This is a genomic window from Acinetobacter pittii ATCC 19004 = CIP 70.29, from assembly GCF_000369045.1.
GTDB classification, from domain to species: Bacteria; Pseudomonadota; Gammaproteobacteria; order Pseudomonadales; family Moraxellaceae; genus Acinetobacter; species Acinetobacter pittii.
Genome location: NZ_KB849786.1, coordinates 189,362 through 210,747 on the forward strand (window position 1 = coordinate 189,362; position 21,386 = coordinate 210,747).

At 37.7% G+C, this 21,386-nt stretch carries 21 protein-coding genes and 1 tRNA gene; 13 read left to right on the plus strand and 9 right to left on the minus strand.

What is annotated here, in order from left to right; all coding sequences use genetic code 11:
- Positions 1-54: 54 nt before the first annotated feature.
- Complete coding sequence (locus F928_RS05245; protein ID WP_002116030.1) at positions 55-855, minus strand: PaaX family transcriptional regulator C-terminal domain-containing protein; 801 nt, start codon at positions 853-855, stop codon at positions 55-57.
- Positions 856-1,208: 353 nt separating this feature from the next.
- On the opposite strand from F928_RS05245, the gene F928_RS05250 reads away from it, so the two are divergent.
- From F928_RS05250 to hchA, 4 genes are all read left to right on the plus strand, one after another.
- Positions 1,209-2,027, plus strand: coding sequence for an undecaprenyl-diphosphate phosphatase (locus F928_RS05250; protein ID WP_002116515.1), 819 nt, complete (start codon positions 1,209-1,211; stop codon positions 2,025-2,027).
- A 159-nt stretch (positions 2,028-2,186) separates the two neighbouring features.
- Positions 2,187-3,083 (plus strand): AraC family transcriptional regulator, encoded by an 897-nt coding sequence (gene yqhC, locus F928_RS05255; protein WP_002116473.1) that lies wholly within the window; start codon positions 2,187-2,189, stop codon positions 3,081-3,083.
- A 32-nt stretch (positions 3,084-3,115) separates the two neighbouring features.
- A complete protein-coding gene (locus F928_RS05260) occupies positions 3,116-4,126 on the plus strand; it encodes an NAD(P)H-quinone oxidoreductase (protein WP_080632632.1) in 1,011 nt (336 codons plus the stop codon).
- Positions 4,127-4,334: 208 nt separating this feature from the next.
- Complete coding sequence (gene hchA, locus F928_RS05265; RefSeq protein WP_002116447.1) at positions 4,335-5,210, plus strand: glyoxalase III HchA; 876 nt, start codon at positions 4,335-4,337, stop codon at positions 5,208-5,210.
- A 13-nt stretch (positions 5,211-5,223) separates the two neighbouring features.
- Here the strand turns inward: hchA and F928_RS05270 are convergent.
- Positions 5,224-5,296: transfer RNA gene (locus tag F928_RS05270), tRNA-Arg, on the minus strand.
- Positions 5,297-5,605: 309 nt separating this feature from the next.
- Here F928_RS05270 and F928_RS05275 point away from each other — a divergent pair.
- Positions 5,606-5,860: a TIGR03643 family protein gene (locus F928_RS05275; protein ID WP_002116175.1), complete on the plus strand. Its 255-nt coding sequence runs from the start codon at positions 5,606-5,608 to the stop codon at positions 5,858-5,860.
- 85 nt (positions 5,861-5,945) lie between these two features.
- Here the strand turns inward: F928_RS05275 and F928_RS21770 are convergent, their stop codons facing one another.
- On the minus strand, positions 5,946-6,086 hold the full coding sequence (locus F928_RS21770) for a DUF2256 domain-containing protein (RefSeq protein WP_077162469.1): 141 nt from the start codon (positions 6,084-6,086) through the stop codon (positions 5,946-5,948).
- A gap of 4 nt (positions 6,087-6,090) precedes the next feature.
- Entirely contained in the window at positions 6,091-7,614 is a 1,524-nt protein-coding gene (locus F928_RS05280; protein WP_002116547.1) for a cryptochrome/photolyase family protein, read from the minus strand.
- A gap of 287 nt (positions 7,615-7,901) precedes the next feature.
- On the opposite strand from F928_RS05280, the gene nudC reads away from it, so the two are divergent.
- Positions 7,902-8,681 (plus strand): NAD(+) diphosphatase, encoded by a 780-nt coding sequence (gene nudC / locus F928_RS05285; RefSeq protein WP_002116282.1) that lies wholly within the window; start codon positions 7,902-7,904, stop codon positions 8,679-8,681.
- Between the two features lie 79 nt (positions 8,682-8,760).
- Here the strand turns inward: nudC and F928_RS05290 are convergent, their stop codons facing one another.
- Positions 8,761-10,140, minus strand: a complete 1,380-nt coding sequence (locus tag F928_RS05290) for an amino acid permease (RefSeq protein ID WP_002116340.1) — start codon at positions 10,138-10,140, stop codon at positions 8,761-8,763.
- A 378-nt stretch (positions 10,141-10,518) separates the two neighbouring features.
- Here F928_RS05290 and prpF point away from each other — a divergent pair, with 378 nt between their 5' ends.
- The 3 genes from prpF (at position 10,519) to F928_RS05305 (ending at position 13,207) form a co-directional block, all read left to right on the plus strand.
- Entirely contained in the window at positions 10,519-11,706 is a 1,188-nt protein-coding gene (gene prpF / locus F928_RS05295; protein ID WP_002116337.1) for a 2-methylaconitate cis-trans isomerase PrpF, read from the plus strand.
- 162 nt (positions 11,707-11,868) lie between these two features.
- Positions 11,869-12,780, plus strand: coding sequence for a polyprenyl synthetase family protein (gene ispA / locus F928_RS05300; protein WP_005072853.1), 912 nt, complete (start codon positions 11,869-11,871; stop codon positions 12,778-12,780).
- 58 nt (positions 12,781-12,838) lie between these two features.
- On the plus strand, positions 12,839-13,207 hold the full coding sequence (locus tag F928_RS05305; protein ID WP_002116325.1) for an MmcQ/YjbR family DNA-binding protein: 369 nt from the start codon (positions 12,839-12,841) through the stop codon (positions 13,205-13,207).
- Between the two features lie 71 nt (positions 13,208-13,278).
- Here F928_RS05305 and qmcA read toward each other — a convergent pair whose 3' ends face one another.
- The 4 genes from qmcA to F928_RS05325 all read right to left on the minus strand — a co-directional run bounded on the left by qmcA (position 13,279) and on the right by F928_RS05325 (position 16,339).
- The gene (qmcA, locus tag F928_RS05310; protein WP_002116544.1) at positions 13,279-14,133 is read right to left on the minus strand and encodes an SPFH domain-containing protein; all 855 of its coding nucleotides are present in this window, start codon (positions 14,131-14,133) and stop codon (positions 13,279-13,281) included.
- A 28-nt stretch (positions 14,134-14,161) separates the two neighbouring features.
- Positions 14,162-14,623 (minus strand): NfeD family protein, encoded by a 462-nt coding sequence (locus F928_RS05315; RefSeq protein ID WP_002116499.1) that lies wholly within the window; start codon positions 14,621-14,623, stop codon positions 14,162-14,164.
- Positions 14,624-14,728: 105 nt separating this feature from the next.
- A complete protein-coding gene (locus tag F928_RS05320) occupies positions 14,729-15,646 on the minus strand; it encodes a patatin-like phospholipase family protein (protein ID WP_002116244.1) in 918 nt (305 codons plus the stop codon).
- Between the two features lie 66 nt (positions 15,647-15,712).
- A complete protein-coding gene (locus F928_RS05325; protein ID WP_002116508.1) occupies positions 15,713-16,339 on the minus strand; it encodes a lysophospholipid acyltransferase family protein in 627 nt (208 codons plus the stop codon).
- A gap of 128 nt (positions 16,340-16,467) precedes the next feature.
- Here F928_RS05325 and F928_RS05330 point away from each other — a divergent pair, with 128 nt between their 5' ends.
- The 4 genes from F928_RS05330 to yjdB all read left to right on the plus strand — a co-directional run bounded on the left by F928_RS05330 (position 16,468) and on the right by yjdB (position 21,385).
- Positions 16,468-17,727 (plus strand): MFS transporter, encoded by a 1,260-nt coding sequence (locus F928_RS05330; RefSeq protein WP_002116253.1) that lies wholly within the window; start codon positions 16,468-16,470, stop codon positions 17,725-17,727.
- A 73-nt stretch (positions 17,728-17,800) separates the two neighbouring features.
- Positions 17,801-17,992 carry a hypothetical protein gene (locus F928_RS05335; protein ID WP_005804665.1) on the plus strand — a complete coding sequence of 64 codons (192 nt, stop codon included), beginning with the start codon at positions 17,801-17,803 and terminating at the stop codon, positions 17,990-17,992.
- A gap of 272 nt (positions 17,993-18,264) precedes the next feature.
- Positions 18,265-19,557, plus strand: a complete 1,293-nt coding sequence (locus tag F928_RS05340) for a DcaP family trimeric outer membrane transporter (protein WP_002116353.1) — start codon at positions 18,265-18,267, stop codon at positions 19,555-19,557.
- A gap of 178 nt (positions 19,558-19,735) precedes the next feature.
- Positions 19,736-21,385, plus strand: a complete 1,650-nt coding sequence (gene yjdB, locus F928_RS05345; protein WP_005072860.1) for a phosphoethanolamine transferase — start codon at positions 19,736-19,738, stop codon at positions 21,383-21,385.
- Position 21,386 lies beyond the last annotated feature (1 nt).

The following is a 21,386-nucleotide window of genomic DNA, read 5'->3' on the forward strand; positions in this document are numbered from 1 at the left end:
AGTCATAAAAATTTAAAAAGTGAAATATTTGTTTGTAAAAAAATAAATCGCCCGTTAGTGGGCTAATTCATTTTCATAAAGTTTCTGCCACAGCTTTTGTCCAATCGAATCGAGCTGTTGTACATTTTGAGCAAACTGATTGCGGGCATGTTCGTCAACAAATGGAGAGGGCAGTAGAGGATCATTCATGAGTAAGGTAATTGTTTCGCGTCCTAATAACAAAGCTTGAGTGGCGGCCTCGTTTAAGGATAAATTTTTATAATTTAAAAGCCATTCTTGGATATCTTGACTATACATTTCATAGTTCTTTTCAAGCTGTTTGGTATCCCACAAAGAAGGAATTAACGAAACTGTTTTTGAGTCAAGTTTTTGAATAATAGAAATTTTAGCTTCATTTTCAAGGCCCGCTAATACGAGCTCTTCACATGTTTTTTCAAAGCTATACGCTAAATTATCTGGACGTATATAAATTCCAGTTTCGAGCTCTCTAAAACCAAATTGATGTAAAGCGCGTTCTCTCTTTTTTAAAGCGGTCCGATCAATACGACCCAAAGTTCCAGTAAAGACTGCCAGATAGTGTTGTTGCCATTCTTTAGTCTGCTTAATGCCATTTTTACGATTCAAAATAACTTTTGCCCATTCTTTGGTTGATGGCGAAAGTTGATAAATACCGCGTTCTACACTTTCTATCATCCCTTCATTTAATAGCCGAGTCGTAGCCACACGAATACCGTTGTCACTCATATTAAAAAGTTTAGCGGCAATTAATATTTGTTTAATGGTGAGTTGAGGGTAGGCCGAGGAAAGAAATAAATCGATAATGAGATGGCGTGCATTAATTTTGGTATTTTTCATTCAGATTGAATTTTTGATATGAGTTGCATTTGATCAGAATAATATCATGTTTTTTTAAGGACTTTTTAAGATCATTTTGTAGAGTAAGTTAAGGTAAAAAGCTTTGTCTATAATAAGAAAAACTTTGGCAGTTATTAACCAAGTTTTATCTTTTTACGATAGTTAACCCAAGTTTGTCATCATGATGTGATACATTATCGCACTTTAAATAAACTGCCTTTAACTAGGGGCAATAACCACAAACGTTAGAAATGATCTGATATTGAACTTGTGTTAAGTCTAATTTGGGACTTACCAATTTCGATAAAATAAATTTTAGGTCGTTCTAATCATTAACTTTCTTTGAGCAAGTTATGGAAAATTTTGAAGTTATAAAAGCACTGTTTTTAGGCTTTGTCGAAGGCTTAACTGAATTTTTACCCATCTCGAGTACAGGCCATTTAATTTTATTTGGTCATATTATCGATTTCCACTCAGACGGCGGTCGTGTATTTGAGGTCGTAATCCAGTTAGGTGCTATTTTGGCAGTGTGCTGGTTATACCGACAAAAAATTATTAACTTGATTAAGGGATTCTTTAGTGGTGATGTGGAATCACGTCATTTTGCGATTAGTGTGCTTATTGCATTCTTTCCAGCAGTCATTATTGGTGTTCTAGCTGTCGACTTTATTAAAAGTGTTCTATTTAGCCCAATTGTGGTTGCGATTGCCTTAATTGTCGGCGCCCTGATCATTTTCTGGGTTGAATCTAGACAGTTTGAACATAAAACACTCGATGCAACTAAAATTACTTTTAAACAAGCACTTTTAGTAGGTCTTGCTCAGTGTGTGGCGATGATTCCGGGAACTTCGCGTTCAGGCGCAACAATTGTAGGCGGAATGTTTGCAGGTTTATCACGCAAAGCTGCTACAGAATTTTCTTTCTTCCTTGCTATGCCGACCATGCTGGGGGCTGCGACTTTTGACTTGATTAAAAATGCTGACGTACTCACCTCAGACAATATGGTTAATATTGGGGTTGGATTCGTTGCTGCTTTTATTGCCGCGCTGTTTGTTGTAAAAGCATTGGTACTGTTTGTTGAGCGTCACACGTTGCGTGTATTTGCTTGGTACCGAATTGTACTTGGTGTAATTATTTTGATTGCAGCAATGTTCTTTAATTTATCGGCTTAAATAATCTTATAAATTGAAAAAAACCTAGAATGCTCTAGGTTTTTTTATGCCTAAAAATTGATTTGAATTGCCTATTTATACAAAGTAAACGCAAGACAGATGTTTTCATTTTAAGTTCATTGTTATATTGATTATTAGATTACCTCTCACAATAAAACTATGCCGCAAAATCATCTTACAGAACATTTGGTCGATGCATTTTTGCACTTGGCTCCAGCAGAAGGCCTCTATCCTACTTTTATTTCTAACATCACTTTGATGCGTGTAGATCATTCCACACCACCTATTGCCGTGCTGCAAGAACCCTCAATTGTTTTAGTGATACAGGGGTTAAAGCGCGGATATATTGGTAAAGAAATCTTTCAGTTTCAACAAGGACAGTGCTTATTTATCTCAATTGCAATACCGTTTGATTGCGATACTGTAGTTGAAAATAATGAACTCATGTTGGCAATCGCAATAAAGTTTGAACCACAAATGATGGCTGATCTCATTACTAAAATGGATAAACAGCAACAAGTGGTTACTGAAGATGCTCATTCAGAAGATTTAAAATTAAGCTGTGGGCTTAGAGTGATTGACATGAATGCCACCATTTCAGATGTTGCTCTCAGATTGCTCAATTTACTTCGTTCTAAACAAGATACTTTTATATTGGGTGAGCAAGTTAAAAGAGAATTGGTTTATCGTGTGGTGCAGGCTTCAGGCGGCAATCTAGTCGAGAGCTTATCGGCTATGGCAAGTCGAAATGGCGTGATTTACACCATTTGTGAAATTATTCAACGTGATTATTATCATAACTTAACGGTTCAAGAGTTGGCGAAACAAGCGGGCATGAGCATATCGCTTTTTCATCAAACTTTTAAAAAGGTGACGAATTATTCGCCCTTACAGTACATCAAAATTACTCGGTTACATAAGGCACGCGAGTTAATCACGAACAATAAAATGGGAGTCGCAGAAGCCGCCTATGAAGTTGGATATGTTAGTGCTTCTCAATTTAGCCGAGAATTTAAGCGACTGTTTGGAGTTCCACCCAAGTCTTCAATTATTTAACGTAGATTAGTATTTTGAAATATAAATCAAACATGGAGCATTATATGACCCTTCCAACAACCATGAAAATTATTGAAATTACGGCTCCTGGTGGACCTGAGGTTCTAAAAGTTCAAGATGCAAATATTCCAGCACCTCAAGCAGATGAAGTCTTAATTGAGGTAAAGGCTGCTGGAATTAACCGCCCTGATGTATTGCAGCGTATGGGTTTATATCCAATGCCTAAAGGTGTTACTCAAATACCCGGACTTGAAGTCGCTGGTGTCGTGGTTGCTGTAGGTGAACAAGTCGATCAATTCAAGGTTGGAGATAAAGTTTGCGCCCTAACAAATGGCGGTGGTTATGCTGAGTACTGTGCGGTAACAGCAACTCAAGTATTACCAATTCCTGAAAATTTATCTTTTACACAAGCTGCTGCGATTCCGGAAACATTTTTTACGGTTTGGGCAAACCTATTTGATATTGGCCGTTTAAAGAAACATGAAACTGCATTGATTCACGGTGGGGCAAGTGGTATTGGAACCACAGCTTTAGCGATTTGCCAAGCTTTAGGGATTAAAACTTTTGCTACGGTTGGTAGTGAAGATAAAATTAAAGCACTCTCTAGTTTCACCACAGCAATTAACTATAAAACCCAAGATTTTGAGCAGGAAGTTTTGAAGCACACTCAAGATCAAGGTGTTGATGTCATTTTAGATATTGTAGGTGGTTCTTATTTCACGAAAAACCTAAATCTATTAAAACGTGATGGCCGATTGATCATTATTGGTTTTATGGGGGGACGAATCGCAAAAGAATTTGATTTACAAAAACTGATTTTAAAACGTGCCACAATTACGGGTTCAACGATGCGAGCACGTAATAGCCAAGAAAAAGCACAAATTGCCCAATCTTTGAATGAGCATGTGTGGCCATTATTGGCTCAAGGTAAATGTTTACCGCAAATCTATAAATCGTATGCTTTTTCAGATGTACAAAGTGCTCACGCATGTATGGAACAAGGTGATCATATTGGAAAGATCGTTTTAGAAATGAATGCGTAACGCTGTAATCATTGAAGTTTGGGCGAACGACAGGTTCGCCTAAACTGAATTTTATAATTCTAGATTCTGCCTATTTCTCTATAAAAATTGCCAAATTCTATTGGCAGATTGCACCAGTTCTATAACTTCACCTATAAATTGAGTAAGAAATAACAATTGGTTCTTACCTTATTATTTCTTTCCATACTGATGAAAAAGGATAGTAACAATGAATACCGCAAATATTGATGATAAAAATCCTACTCCAGATTTGGCTGAAGATAATGCCTTTTTCCCATCACCTTATTCACTAAGTCAATATACTGCTCCTAAAACCGATTACGATGGCACGACTTATTCAACGCCGTATACAGGCAATAAAAAAGTTTTAATGATTGCAACTGATGAACGTTATATTCAGATGCAAAACGGTAAGTTCTTTTCAACAGGTAACCATCCTGTAGAAATGCTTTTACCGATGTTTCATTTAGATAATGCTGGCTTCGAAATTGATATTGCGACACTTTCAGGGAACTCTGCCAAACTTGAAATGTGGGCAATGCCAAAGCAAGAACAAGTGGTGTTAGACACCTTTCAGAAATATGCAGATAAATTAAAAAATCCGCTAAAACTAGCTGACATTTTAGAAAATGCAGTCGGTGAAAACTCACCATATACGGCTGTATTTATTCCGGGTGGGCATGGCGTATTAGCTAAAATTCCACATAGCCTTGAGGTGAAAAAAGTTCTTAAATGGGCGGTTGAACAAGATAAATTTATTATTACGTTATGTCATGGTCCAGCTTCATTACTAGCTGCGGCAGTAGGCGAACAACCTGAGAATTATATTTTTAAAGGTTATCAAATTTGTGTATTCCCTGATTCATTAGATAAGGGAGCAAATATTGATATTGGTTATATGCCGGGGGCTTTACCTTGGTTAGTAGGTGAAAATCTTGAAAAGCTCGGTGTCGAAATTTTAAATAAGGGCATTACAGGTCAATGTCATCGAGACCGTAAATTGCTAACTGGTGATAGTCCACTTGCTTCTAATAATTTAGGAAAACTTGCAGCTGAAACATTGTTGGCTGAAGTGAAGGATTAACGTATTAAGTTTGTGCGCCCTGCGGGACTCGAACCCACGTCGGTCGCTTAGGAGGCAACTGCTCTATCCAGTTAAGCTAAGGGCGCATAATTTTATGATTATAAACAAAAAAGCTATTGCGAAGGCAATGGCTTTTTTACGTTTTAGTTATTAAAAACTTTTGCCAGAGTGGCCAATAAAGATAAAGTTGAACCATTCAACGGTTTCAAACACTTATGTCTGTAGAAAAACAGTTTATAAAGCTAAAAAATCACAAAAACTTCATGTTTGTCTTTCTATGATCTCAAGCAAAACACGAAAAGGTTTAAGACAAGCAATTGAGTAGATGAAACTATTCCCGAAAGGTTGTTTGTTAAAAATCAGATTTAGCTACCTATAATTCAAAAGGGCAGAGCATGAAAAAAATTGATGAACAGGACTTATCTAGAATTATTGAAATGGCATGGGAAGATCGCACTCCATTTGAAGCAATTGAGCGAGAGTATGGCTTAAGCGAAAGCGAAGTTATTCGTTTAATGAGATACAACCTAAAAACCAATAGTTTTAAACTTTGGCGTAAACGTATGGCAGGGCGTAAAACTAAGCATCAGCAATTACGTTCACCAGAGGTTGAACGAGCTTACTGTTCTCGTCAGTATAAATATGCTTAACATCATCATATATAACCAATTGAAATATAGCTGATTCAACAATGAAGAGTAGTGTTGAATCAGTTAAAACAATCGCGTGGAATATTTACTTATTTGAGCGAGCCTGTCGTTTACATCTTTCAGAGCAATATTTTACTTCTTCCCAGCAACGCTCCCATTTCTTTCGCCAGTCAAAAGGGCGTTGACAATAGACACATATTTTCTGGGGTAGATGCTGTTTTTTCATGATCTTAAAGCTCATCAAGTTGATGAATAAGTAACTTTGCATGCTGCATGACAGAAGCTTTATCTTTCATACGATCAAGGTTTTTGTAGACCATAGCCATTCTGGGATTTTGACGAAATATGGCCTCATGCTGGCTCATAAAATACCAATACAAGCTGTTAAATGGACAACTGTCTGGTTCAGTTTTTGTTTTGACGTTATATGTACACTGCTGACAATAATTTGACATTTTATGTATGTAATTACCTGATGCAGCATAGGGTTTACTTGCCATGATGCCGCCATCAGCATACATGGCCATGCCTAATGTATTCGGTAATTCGACCCATTCATAAGCATCTACATAGACAGCTAAATACCATTCGCAAATTTCTGATGGATTTACACCTGCTAAAAGTGCAAAGTTGCCTGTAATCATTAAACGCTGAATATGGTGAGCGTAGCCATGTGCAAAGGTATTTCTGAAACACTCGGCCATACATGCCATTTTTGTATTACCCGTCCAATAATATTGTGGCAGCGGCGTGCTGGCATGAAGGGTATTTTGATCACTATAGTCAGGCATAGATAACCAATATATTCCACGCACATATTCCCGCCACCCTAATATCTGCCGAATAAATCCTTCTACTGCATTTAAGGGAGCCTGTCCGCTGTAATAGGCTGTTTGAGCAGCGTCACACACTTCTTTTGGCAACAACAATCCACAATTTAAATAAGGTGAGAGCAGACTATGAAACATAAAATCTGAACCATAAACCATGGCATCTTGATAATCGCCAAAGTGAGGTAAGATGTTAGAGATAAAATGATCTAGAGCAAGTAGGGCATTTTGACGGGTAGTTGCCCATTGAAAGGAGTTGATATTGCCGATATGTTGTGAAAATTCTTTCTTGACCAGTTGAATAACATCTATATCAATTTGATCATGCTCAAAGGCTAATTTTGATGGCAAAGATGGATTGCCTGACCATGCTTTTCGATTGGCTTGATCAAAGTTCCATTGCCCGCCAACGGGTTGTTGGTCATGCATTAAATAGTGAGTTTGCTTGCGCATTTCTCGATAAAAGTATTCCATTCTTAGCGTTTTATATTTGTTTGCCCATCGCTTGAATTGTTCTACAGTACAAAAGAAGCGATCATCTTCTAGACACATAACAGGTAGTTTTAGCTTGTTAGCCCATGAAGTTTCGATTTCATGTTGTAAGCGATACTCACCACATTGGGTAATGACGAGAGTATTCGCCGAGAAGTGTTGCTGCTGCAAAGCAATAAAGTCGACTAACTTTTTTATATGACTTTCGCGCTTAAATGTGTGATAACGGATTTTCCAGTCCTGTGCTTTTAATTCTTTTGCAAAGTGACGCATTGCACTAAAAATCAGCGCTATTTTTTGTGGATGATGAGCAACATAAGATGTTTCCTCAAGTACTTCAGCCATCAAGATAACGTCTTCATTCCGGTTTAAATACTTGAGCGTTGCGAGTTGGTGATTTAATTGATCACCCAGAATTAAACCAAATCGCATATTTTTGCTTCATGAGATGGAACTAAAACTAGTTTAAGTTTTCAGAGATCAATTTTATGTGAAGCAGAGCTTCTAAGTTCATCACTGGTCAGTTAGCTATAAAGTCATAGATATAACTTAAAAGCATAGCGTGCGTGAATAAAATGTGATTTTAATCAAAAAGATACAAATTAAATAAATTGAAGATGTTTGCCAGTATGCGTAAGATTTTTAAAAAATATGTTTAAGCTTGATCCTTTTGAAGGAGCCATAGAGGCCATCGAAAGGTTCTTCACTCGAGTATATAAATGGATACCAACAACCTTCCTATTGCTTATATTTTTCAGCAGCAACAACTTTTGGTTGATGCGAATTTTAATCTACCTTGCCTTGAACAGCAGGAATATGATTTACCTATACAAGCAGACCCTCTAGTAATAGCAAGAGATTTCCAAGAAAGCGAACTTATACCAAATGGATATCAGTTTATACCCATTCGCCAACTCTTACAGTATTGGACTAAACCTCAGTTTGAGCAGGCAAGTCGCGCTTTTCAGTTGCTAGAGTGGCGTCGTAATCATCAGTTTTGTAGCCGTTGCGGACATAAAACCCAACAGCATAAGACTGAATATTCTATGACTTGTCCAGCATGTAACTTTAGTCAATATCCTAGAGTTAATCCTTGTGTGATTACTATTATTACACGTGGAGAGGACGAGATTTTGCTGGCTAAAAATGCCAGAAATACGAGCCAGATGTACAGTTTAATCGCTGGCTTTGTCGAGGTAGGGGAAACACTAGAAGATGCTGTGCGACGTGAAACATTAGAAGAAGTTGGATTACACATTAAGAATATTCAGTATTTGGCGAGTCAACCATGGCCATTTCCGAGTAACTTAATGTTGGCTTTTAAAGCTGAATATGAAGCGGGCGAAATTGAAATTCAGGAGAAAGAACTTAGCGATGCTCAGTTTTTCAAATTTAATCAATTACCTGAAATTCCATTTAAAGGCAGTATTGCTCATGCAATGATTATGCACGTTATTCATGGCACACCAGTCGCTGATGATACGAAACGGTGGCTTTAAACTGAGATTCAGATATGGCTTTAATCTTATAGTTTTAAATAAAAAAGCCATTGTCTAGACAATGGCTTTTTAGATTTATTTATTCTTCAGGATTCACAATGGAATCTAGTTTTTTAGGATTTAAATAGTCAAAAAGTACGAGCATTGCCGTAATCCAAATAGGGATCATCATTACTGACTCTTTGAAGCCTTGAGTCCACATAATATAGAGAACCACAGCAATAAAGGCTAAAACTAAGTAATTACTAAAAGGTGACCATAACGCTGGAAAAGAAGTCTTAATATTCGCGTGCTTAACAAAGCGTTTATACTTCAAATGTGTAATTGATATCATTGCCCAGTTTAGAACAAGTGCACCAACTACAACATACATGAGATGTCCAAGAGCATCTTCAGGTACAAAGTAATTTAAAAGAACGCAACCAAAGATTAATAAAGCAGAAAGTAAAACAGCGGGAATAGGAACCCCCTGTTTATTGGTTTTTGCAAAAACTTTTGGTGCATTCCCTTGTTGAGCAAGACTGTAGAGCATACGGCTATTTGCAAACATCCCACTGTTATAAACAGATAGAGCAGCAGTTAAAATAATAAAGTTAAGTAAGTGTGCAGCCCAACCAATACCCATTTGGCTAAAAATCATAACAAATGGACTTTTGTCGAGACCGCCAAGATCTAATTGGTTCCATGGCACTAATGAAAGTAAAATTGCCAATGAACCGATATAGAAAATCAAGATACGGAAAACGACTTGGTTAATTGCTTTTGGAATCGTTTTTTTCGGATCTTTTGCTTCTGCTGCGGCCATACCAATCAGTTCAATACCACCAAAGGCGAACATCAAGAAAGCCAACATATAGAAGAGGCCGCTAAAGCCATTTGGAAAAAATCCACCATGAGACCAAAGGTTACTAAATGAAATATTTGAGCCTACATCTGCTGTAAATAGCAAATAGAGTCCAAAAACAATCATAGAGATGACCGCAGCAACTTTAATAATAGCGAGCCAGAATTCGGACTCACCATAAAATTTGACGTTTGTTAGGTTAATTGCCGTAATCACGACAAAGAAAAATAAGACAGACGTCCACGCTGGAATATGAGGCCACCAATAATTAATATATTTGGCCACTGCGGTGAGTTCGCTCATCGCAACCAGAACGTAGAGTATCCAATAATTCCATCCGGTTAAAAATCCGGGAAATTTCCCCCAGTATTTATACGCAAAATGGCTGAACGATCCTGCAACAGGTTCTTCAACAATCATTTCTCCCAGGTGGCGCATAATTAAAAAAGCAATTAAGCCACCAATGGCATATCCTAAAATAATGGATGGTCCCGCAGATTGAATCACTTGCGCCGAGCCTAAAAATAATCCGGTACCAATTGCTCCACCCATAGCAATTAATTGGATATGTCGATTTTTTAGTCCTCGTTGAAGTGTAGAAGATTCGTTGGTCAAAGGTCTTCACTCACTATGAATAAGTAAATTATTCTAATAGATGGAGTTATTTTAGCCTAGACTACAAATTAATAAGCAGTGACTGAAAAGTAATTGTAAAAACTATTTAAAATCATAATCTTGCTTTTAATATTTCTATTTCGAGTGAAAAGTACTCTAAAAAATATAATTTCAGATAGACTTTTTTTCTTAGATTTTGCTTAGATTAAGTCATTGCAAGAGCATTGTTAAATTCACAAAATATGCTCGCGTCAATACGATTGATGTATAAAGCAGATCGCTATCTCTTGGCCTTAAAACAATTTAAGATGAAGAGAAGGGTAAACAAGAATGCTTGTTTTGATATAGAAGAACATAATAGTAAGGATAACAGTTGATATGAGCTCAGTACCGCAAATTAAAATTCCAGCAACTTATATGCGTGGTGGAACTAGTAAAGGTGTCTTTTTTAAACTTGATGATTTGCCGGAAAGAGCTCAAGTTGCAGGTCAAGCAAGAGATCAGCTGTTACTACGTGTCATTGGTAGTCCGGATCCTTATGGAAAACAAATTGATGGAATGGGTGGTGCTACTTCGAGTACGAGTAAAACCGTTATTCTTGCTAAAAGCACTCAGCCAGATCATGATGTCGATTACTTGTTTGGTCAGGTTTCAATTGATCAAGCTTTTGTAGATTGGAGCGGTAACTGCGGTAATTTAACCGCGGCTGTTGGTTCTTTTGCGATTTCAAATGGCTTAGTTGATGCCGATCGTATACCAGAAAATGGCCTATGTACGGTTCGAATTTGGCAAAAAAATATTCAAAAAACTATTATTGCTCATGTGCCTATTACCAATGGTCAAGTTCAAGAAACTGGGGACTTTGAACTGGATGGGGTGACGTTTCCTGCCGCTGAAGTTCAAATTGAGTTTTTAGACCCAGCCGATGACGGTGAAGAAGGCGGTGATATGTTCCCGACAGGAAATATCGTTGATGAATTAGATGTTCCTGATATTGGCCGTTTCCAAGCGACATTCATTAATGCAGGTATTCCAACCATTTTCTTAAATGCAGAAGATTTGGGTTACCAAGGTACAGAGTTGCAAGATCATATTAATAGTGATGCAACTGCACTAGCACGTTTTGAAAAAATTCGTGCCTATGGCGCGGTGCAGATGGGTTTAATTAAAGATATTTCAGAAGCGGCTGCTCGTCAGCACACACCCAAAATTGCTTTTGTCTCTAAGCCAAAAAACTATACAGCTTCAAGCGGTAAGTCAGTTTCAGAGAGTGATGTCGATTTATTGGTTCGAGCTTTGTCGATGGGTAAATTACACCATGCGATGATGGGAACAGCAGCGGTTGCGATTGGCACAGCAGCTGCCATTCCAGGCACTTTAGTAAATTTAGCGGCTGGTGGTGGAGAACGTGAAGCAGTACGTTTTGGACATCCATCTGGAACATTACGTGTTGGTGCTCAAGCGGAACTGATTAATGATCAATGGGTCGTGAAAAAAGCCATTATGAGCCGTAGTGCACGTGTGTTAATGGAAGGTTGGGTACGCGTTCCAGGTGACAGCTTCTAAAAGTTGTTAAATAAGAAAAAGCCTCTCAATTATGTAGAGGCTTTTTTACAGTTGCCTTCAAAAACTCATCACCCACTTTTAACAGTGAATCGTGTATGATGTAGCGCATGAATGCTTCATGACATTCAATAAAATTTCTCTACTGATTTTATCGAGGCGACTGTGTCATCACTCTCTCAAGTTAATGCGGATGTTTTAAAACAAGCTCAACAACGTATTCAACAAGATTTATTGACGACACTGGCTGCATTTTCAATTCCAGAACCTCTAAAAAGTGCAGTACACCATGCAGTTATGCTTGGTGGAAAACGTGTGCGTCCGGCTTTGTGTTATGCCACTGCTTCTTTACAGCCAAATCCAAATTTTGCTGCGGCCCGCCGTGCTGCGGTTGCAGTTGAACTTATCCATTGTTATTCACTAGCGCACGATGATTTGCCTTGTATGGATAATGACTTACTGCGTCGTGGTCAGCCGACTTGTCACGTTGCATTTGGTGAAGATACGGCTTTGCTTGCAGGCGACATTTTACAATCAATGGCTTTTGAGGTTTTAGGTAGCCGTTTGTTTGATGAACAAGGGCAGGGTACCGATGCCGCAATTGTACTAAAACAAATGCAGATTTTAGCAACTGCCAGCTCTAAAATGGTCTCTGGACAAGTTTTAGATTTGCAAGCTGAAGGCAAGAAAATCACTCAAGACGAACTTGAAAATATCCATCGTAATAAAACTGGTGCGCTCATTCAAGCGGCTATTATGATGGGTGCCGTGACCATTTTCTCTGGAACAGATCAAGCAATTCCAAAGTTGCGTCAATATGGGCAGACCATTGGACTGGCTTTTCAAGTATTAGACGATATTCTCGATATTACTTCGAGTACGGAAACCTTGGGTAAAACCGCAGGTAAGGATGAACAAGTACAAAAATCGACGTACCCAGCCTTAATGGGGCTCGAACAAGCAAAGGTCTATGCTAAAGAATTGCATGATCAAGCTTTTGAAGCTTTAGCTCATTTTGGTAATAATGCCAAAGAATTAGTAGATATCTCACAATTCCTTTTAGCACGTACCAATTAATAATATTAAATCAATATTCATAACTTCTATTCATATTCAATGAATAAGGGAGAAAAGAATGAATGGTGCTCAGCTTCATCAAGCTGCAATTGAAATCGCTCGCAATCTTCCTTTTAGCCAACAGGACCATCCATTTGGTCCAGACTATGAAGTTTTTAAAATTTTAGAAAAAATATTCATGCTGACAGCAGAAGTAGCTGACGTCAAAATAGTTAATGTCAAATGTGATCCGTATAAAAGTCAGGAATATCAGGAGCTCTATTCATTTATTATTCCAGGCTATCACATGAATAAAAAGCACTGGATTTCGATTACACCGCATAAGAACTTAACAAGCGATTTACTTCAAGATTTAATTCAGGATTCTTATGATTTGGTTGTAAAAAAACTACCTTTGAAAGATCAGAAAAGATTAAAAAACCAATAATATAAAAGATAAAAAAACGGCGACATAGTAGTCGCCGTTTTGATTTCAATTACGTATTAAATGTAACTAAATTAATTATGTTTTCCCATAATTCCGCGAATTGTATTTAAAACATCTGCTGGTAAAACCACAGTTTTAGCATTGCTCGATTTCGCCATATCTTGCATTGCTTTGACATACTGTTCACCTAACAGATAAGCAACAGGCGTTTCTTTATCACCCACTGCACTTGTCACCATCTCAATGGCTTTTTGTGAAGCTTCTGCCAAAACAACTTGTGCTTCTGCATCACGGCGGGATGCTTCTAAGCGACCATCAGCTTCTAAAATTGCAGCTTGTTTTTCACCATCAGCTCTCGTTACTGTCGCACGGCGTTGACGTTCTGCCGCAGCTTGAGCTTCCATGGCAGCTTGCATGGTAGAAGAGGGCTGAATATCTTGAATTTCAACAGTTTTTAACGTGATCCCCCAATCTGAAATATCATCAGAAATCGCAGCTTTGAGCTTCGCTTTAATATGATCTCGTGAAGACAAAGCATCATCTAGATCCATTTCACCGACAATAGAACGTAATGAAGTTTGTACAAGGTTTTGAATTGCCCATGTATAGTTTTCAATACCATAGACCGCTTTTTCTGGTGTGGTTAAATTAATATATGCCACAGCATTCATGAGTAATACAGCATTGTCGCGCGTAATCACTTCTTGAGATGGGATATCTAACACAATATCTTTAGTGGTAACTTTATAGGCCACTTCATCAACATAGGGAATCACGAAATTAAGCCCCGGATTAAGGGTAGAATGATATTTCCCTAAACGTTGAACAATCCACTTATAACCCTGAGGAACAATACGAACCCCTTTAAAAATGGTGACAGCCACAAAAGCCAAAAAGGCTAAAACAATAATAGTACCGACTGGCATGAAAATACCCTCTCTTTATCTTTAATGTTTATGAAGTACCATGGGACTGGACAATTAAGTCGTTACCCGAAATATCAATAACTCTAACACGATCACCGACTTTGACTGGTGTGGTGCTTCGGCAGTTCCACTCATCAGCCCCTAAAATGGGCATTGGAAAGCGAACGATAATTTGATCATGGTCGAGACCGGTTTGAATCACCATACCAATTTGACCAATAGTCGCTTCACGGGGTAATCCCGCCTTAGTCTTATCAATTGATAATGGTTTAATAAATTTGAACCAAAGAATGGTGCATAGCACTGACAGAACTATCCACAATATAATTTGCGTTGTGAGGCTAATATCTGGAAATAACCAGTAGAGAAAGCACACCATAATGGCGGCAATACCAAACCAAAGCGCGGCAAAGGCGGGTAGAATCAGTTCAGAAAGAATAAGTAAGATACCCAATACAAACCAGTGCCAAGGTTGTATAACAAACTCCATAGATCTGCTCTTTTATATATCTTTATGATGGGTAAAAGTGACTCAATATCACTTTTACCACTGTAGCAGATGATGGGGAGTGTGGATAGAAAAAAACCACCTCAATTAGAATTTAGGGCGTGGTGCAGGCTTAAACGCAGCTGGAGATTTTTTGAAGTTTGCAATTGCAGTTTCAACTTGGCGTATTTGCGCTTGAGCTGCTTTTTCGCCTTCCAAAATTGCTTGGTTACTTGATTTGAGATCAAGGGTACCTAGATGACCAACTTTAGGTTGAATGACAACATTGGCCTGCTTGAGCTCTTCATTAATACTTTGTTGACCCATGATATTAATGGTTTGATCCAGTAGTCCCCACATATTGGCTGGGCGATTTCCTGCTGGACGTGCAGAAATATCAACAGCAATCACAATATCTGCACCCATATCACGAGCAGTTTTAACAGGAATTGGGCTAACCAATCCACCATCTACATATTTCTGCTTGCCAATTGTTGTTGGTACAAACACATTTGGAATACTACAAGATGCACGTACGGCTTGGCCTGCATTACCTTTAATGAAGTCAGCTTTTTGACCATTATCAAGGCGTGTTGCCACGGCAGCAAAACGGATTGGGAACTTCTCAATCGGTTTATTGCCTACATTACGGTTAACGTAGTCCTGTAACTTTTGTCCAAGAATGATACCCTGACGATTAAGTGTTAAATCGCGGATATCTGACTCTTGTAACTTTAAAGCCAGACTTTGCAATTGATAAGGCGTTTGTCCACTTGCGTAGATACTTCCAACAAAGCTACCGGCACTGGTACCCGTGACAATTTTAGGTTTAATTCCGTGAGACTCTAAAACCTTAATTACACCAATATGTGAAAATCCTTTTGCTCCACCGCCACCTAAAGCAAGTGCAATCACAGGTTCACGGGCTTTCATTGAGGTTGTCGGTGTTGGTGTTTTGCTAAATTTATCACAGCCAAATAGTGCTAGAGAGATAAATCCAATACTGGCAAATTGAGCAATTTTCATCTTTAAAAATAATCTACGTCGAGATAAATTAAGAGGGCTCATGAGACCAGATTTGCTCAATTTTTGCTAGGTTTTTTTCACTAGATTTTGTAAAGGTTCGGCAAGCCAATTACGATTTTTAGGTGAAATTTTTCCTTCATAACGCTCAAAAATCTTGGTGAGATCTTCGTCGTAGTTGCCACTTGGGTTTAAGTGCCCTAAACAGTGAATCGTCTTATGATCATAATCAAAAGAAAACATCACAATGGGAATATTGGCTTTTGCAGCAATATGGTAAAAACCACTTTTCATTTTTTTTGCTTTTTTACGTGTGCCTTCGGGCGCCATTCCAATCCAGATCTTGTCATATTTTTGAATGGTTGCAACGACTTGCTCAGTAAGTCCATTGGCTGTGTCACGTTTAACTGGAATAACTCCAGCCCAATCTAAAGCTCGTTTAAATGGTGGTTTAAAAAGGGCATCTTTACCTAGGACCGTAATTTGGATACCTAATCCGAAAATCGCAAGAAAGCCATACCATCCATCAATATTGGAAGTATGGGGGGAAATAATCGCCACTGCTTTTGGCAAATTAGGAACTTCGCCTTCAATTGTCCAACCTTGCGCTAAAAAAAGTTTTTTAAATAGCGCTCGGCTTAAAGCAGTACCGCGTTGAGGTACTAAATCAGGTAAATTAGGGAAATGTTGATCCATATTTTTTTAAATTTTAACTTGTCCTAGTTTTATCTTAATCTTTTGAAATATATGCTTCATTGGCAAAATGTAAGAACAACATGACATTTGATGTTATTCCTCATTAAACAAATAAAAAGTAGGTTTCTATGTTGCGGCAGCAAAATCTTTATCTTCTGCTATTTTCTTTATATTGGGCACAAGGACTGCCTGTTGGGTTTATGACCCATGCTTTACCTGTGATTTTAAGGGCAGAAGGAGTTTCACTTGCCCACATTGGTGGCTTTGGCTTATTAATGTTGCCGTGGTCAATCAAGATTTTTTGGGCGCCATGGGTCGACCGACACGCACTTTCCCGTTTAGGACATTATCGTAGTTGGATTCTACCTACTCAGTTTTTGACTGTGGGTGTACTGTGTATTTTGTCTTTTTTCCCTGTTCAAGCTTTAGATCAACCTATTTATTTATTCGCATTTTTTATTTCCCTTCTTTTTATGAACTTAACTGGAGCAACACAAGACATTGCTACCGATGCTTTAGCAGTCAACTTGTTAAAACATGATCAGCAGCATTGGGGCAATACATTTCAGGTCATTGGTTCGCGGTTAGGTTTTATTGTTGGGGGAGGCGCCGTACTTTGGTGCTTAGACTGGTTAACATGGCAACCCACTTTTTTGCTATTAGCGACCATAGTATTTTTAAACACTCTACCAGTTTGGTTATTTAAAGAGCCTCAACATACTTCTCATGCGAGTCGCGAACTCAAACTTGATCAGCAAAATTTAGTCCTAAAAATTAAAGCTTACCTAAGATATTTCTCTCAAAATAAAGAGCTCCGCTCTTGGTTAATGGTACTGATCACTTTTAAAGTAGCAGACGGCTTAGCAGGGCCATTACTTAAACCTTTAATGGTGGATATAGGATTAAGTTTTACTCAAATTGGTGTTTACATCACGATGCTCGGTGCAGTAGCAGCACTCGCTGGGGCGGCAATAGCAGGAGGAGTGCTTAAATACTTTTCAAGACCAACAGCATTAATTGGCTTTTCAGTTTTTAAAATTATGAGTCTAGGAGCCTATGCTTATTTAGCCTATGCCTATGAACAAAAAATTCAGCTGAATGTCTGGGTTATATATACAGTCAATGCTTTAGAAGATGCATTCTCGGCAATGCTATTGGTAGCTATGTTGACTCTAGTCATGCATTACAGTCGAAAAGAATATGCGGGAACAGACTTTACCTTTCAGGTTTCAGTCATGGCGACTGTTAGCGGTCTTCTTTATAGTTTTAGCGGTGTGATTGGAGATGTACTCGGTTATTTCCATTATTTGATAGCTATTGTCATTATTGCAGTGATCAGTTTACTGCCTATTTTCCTCTGGAAACATGAGAAAGTACAGGAAAAATAATGTTAACTAAATGAAATAAAGAACTTTAATATTGCTCAAGCAGTGATCTAAGCTTTATCTACTACCTTTGTCTATGTTTTTAAAAATGTATATTTTTAGCTATTTAAATGCTCAATTAATTGTGCCATCTTGTGTGGGTAGCAAATGGAAGCTAAATGGAGAAAAAATGGATTTGGATAACAAGAAAAATCATGTGAATCAATCAAAATGGACAGAAAAATGTTCAATTAGATTGGTTATTAGCCTAAAGTCTAAAAAAGAATAATGAAATAACGATTTAATCATTCTATAAGATAAGAGAGTTGTGTAGGATTCGTTACAACATGAAGTTAAGGTAAAAATCTGTAAATCAAAGTATGTTTTTTATGTCTTTGTTTATAGGTTTTAGTCTTGCACAACGTTGAAATTGGTTTTGGTTGCGGTAATAAAATTAATGTAACCAATGTGGAGGAGAGTTGATTTTTTAGCTCCTAATTTAATGGCGTAAATCAACTTGGCATGGATAGGCAACATAAAATATATTTTTAGGAGTTTTTGATGGATCTATTCCTTAATCGTAAATCTTTCGTTATTAAAAGTTTAGCTCTTACAGTTACAGCTTTAATGATGAGTGGGGCACATGCTGCGACTTCCGACAAAGCGGAAATTCAACAGCTTCGTAAAGAAGTTGAAGCGTTAAAAGCTTTAATTCAAGAACAACGTCAAGTTCAGCAACAACAACAGCAAGTACAGCAACAACAGCAAGTACAGTTAGCTGAAGTTAAGGCACAACCTCAAGCTGCTGCACCAGCTTCTCCATTAGCATCATTAAAATCTAAAACTGGTGCTGATGTGAATCTATATGGTTTTGTTCGTGGCGATGCTAACTATATTATCGAAGGTGCGGATGGTGACTTCGCTGATGTAAGTAAGTCTAATGGTGAAGCAAAAGATAAATTGCGTGCTACTGCTAAAACGACTCGTCTAGGTTTAGATTTTACTGCTCCTGTAAGCAATGCCAAAGTTGGTGGTAAAATTGAGTTGGACTTTGCAAGTGGTGACAATAACAAATCTGAAAACGTACGTATTCGTCATGCTTACTTAACTTATAACAACTGGTTGTTTGGTCAAACTACATCTAACTTCTTGGCGAGCCACGCACCAGAAATGATCGACTTTTCGACGAACATTGGTGGTGGTACAACACGTATTCCACAAGTACGTTATAACTATAAATTAGCTCCTGCGACTCAATTATTTGTTTCAGCTGAGGAAGGTAATAGTTCAGCAACAGGTGACTCAGTTAAATATAGATTACCTGTATTAACAGCTAAAATTACTCAAGGTTATGCTGGTGGTAATGGTAATGCTTCTGCTCGAGCTTTTGTTGAAAACTACAAATCAGGAAAGGGCGATGACCAGACTGGGTGGGGCGTTGCTGCAGGTACTGACTTTAAAGTAGCAGATCCTTTAAAACTCTTTGCTGATGCTTCTTATGTTGTAGGTAACAGTAACTACTTATATGGTAGTAATTCTGCTTATACTTTAGTTAATGATAATATTGAGCAAAATGAATTTGTAGCTGTACAAGTGGGTGGAACTTATAAGATTTTACCTAACCTACGTGCTACTTTAGCATACGGTGCTCAATTCGCTGATGATGGCACAGACTATGCTAAAGCATATACTGCGGGTAATGAAAAAGTTCAGCAAGCATGGCTCAACGTCATTTATACACCAGTTAAACCAATTGACTTAGGTATTGAATATGTTAATGGTAAACGCGAAACCTTTGCTGGTGATGATTACAAAGACAACCGTGTTGGTTTAATGGCTAAATACAGTTTCTAAAAACAATATTTAGTTAAAAGCTCAAAAGACGAGGTTAAATCTAACCTCGTCTTTTTTTATATAAATTAAAAGAATTAGCATGCTTTAAAGCTTCTGAATTAGATCATTTTTTATTTAAGTCATTTTTAAGTTTCAATTTCTACATTAGAGCATCATAAAAAGATTGTAGTCACCCAAGATGCTGAATTTTTTTTCTACTTTAAAACATAAGCAGATTTCGCTGTTTATGTTTAATTTGATTATAGCCATTTGGTTAGGGGCAATTCTAAATATTGGTTTTTATCACCAAGTGCATCTTTTAACTCCATATTTTGGAATAAAGGCTATTCTATTTTTAGCTGCTACAGTAGTTATTGTGGTTGCTGCTTATTATGCGCTTTTACAGATTTTAAACTGGAAATGGACCGCTAAAATTTTTGCAATTTTACTCATCGTGATTGGTGGTTTTAGCTCTTATTTCGTCAATACATTAGGTGTAATTATCTCACCTGATCAGATTCAAAATATGATACAAACTGATGTATCTGAAGTTTCTGATTTAATTTCATTACGTTTCGGGCTTTGGACAGTTTTCTTTGTTGTTTTGCCTATTATTTTAATTACTCTGGTAAAGTTTAAAAAAGAAAAAGTATCTTACTTATTAATGAAAAAGCTTGGTTCGATTGTAGCCTCATGTGCAATCGTGGGTGTTTTACTATTTGTTTATTATGTTGATTTTGCATCTATTTTTCGTGAGCATCGTGATTTGAAAGGTATGATCTCACCACAAAATAGCATTTCTTCCTTAATGTCTTATTACCACAAAATGGCACCTAAGAAGAACTTGCCACTTATACATTATGGAGAAGATGCTCATCAAGTTCAGCAAGTACAAAGCAACTTGCCTAAATTAATGGTTCTCGTTGTTGGTGAGACTGCCCGTGCAGAAAGTTTTGCATTAAATGGTTATTCGAAAAATACGAATCCGGAACTTTCTAAACAAGATATTTTGAATTTTTCCCAAGTCAGCTCATGCGGTACAGCAACTGCTGTGTCGGTTCCATGTATGTTCTCTGGAATGCCTCGTGTTGACTACGATGAACAACTAGCAAGTCACCGTGAAGGTCTATTGGACATTGCTAAACGTGCGGGTTACCAAGTAACTTGGATTGATAATAACTCTGGCTGTAAGGGCACTTGTGATCGTGTTGAACAGTACAAAATACCAGAAAAGTTAAAGCAAAAATGGTGTAAAGATGGCGAATGCTATGACGATATTTTAATCGATAGCTTAAATGAGTATTTAGCGACTATTCCTAAAGAAGACACTCGTCCGCGACTCATTGTTTTACACCAAGTCGGAAGTCATGGTCCAGCCTATTACAAGCGTGCACCTGCCCAGTATCAACCGTTTAAACCGACTTGTGATACTAATGCGATACAGGGTTGTTCTCAAACAGAGTTATTAAATAGTTATGATGACACGATTGTATATACAGACCATGTGTTAAGTCAGATCATTAATAACCTAAAAGAATTATCGAAATATCAAACAGGTTTATGGTATTTATCTGATCATGGTGAATCGACGGGTGAACATGGTTTATATTTACATGGTTCACCATATGCAATTGCACCGACCCAACAAACGCATGTACCAATGATAATGTGGTTTTCTGATAGCTGGAAACAACACAACCTTGCACAAGTGAGTTGTTTAGGCCAACAAACTAAAGAAAAGTTAAGTCAGGATAATTTATTCCCAAGCTTACTGAGTTTGTTAGGTGTAAAAACTCAGGTCATCAACCCTCAACTGGATATGCTGCACTCTTGTGCCCATGTGAATTAAA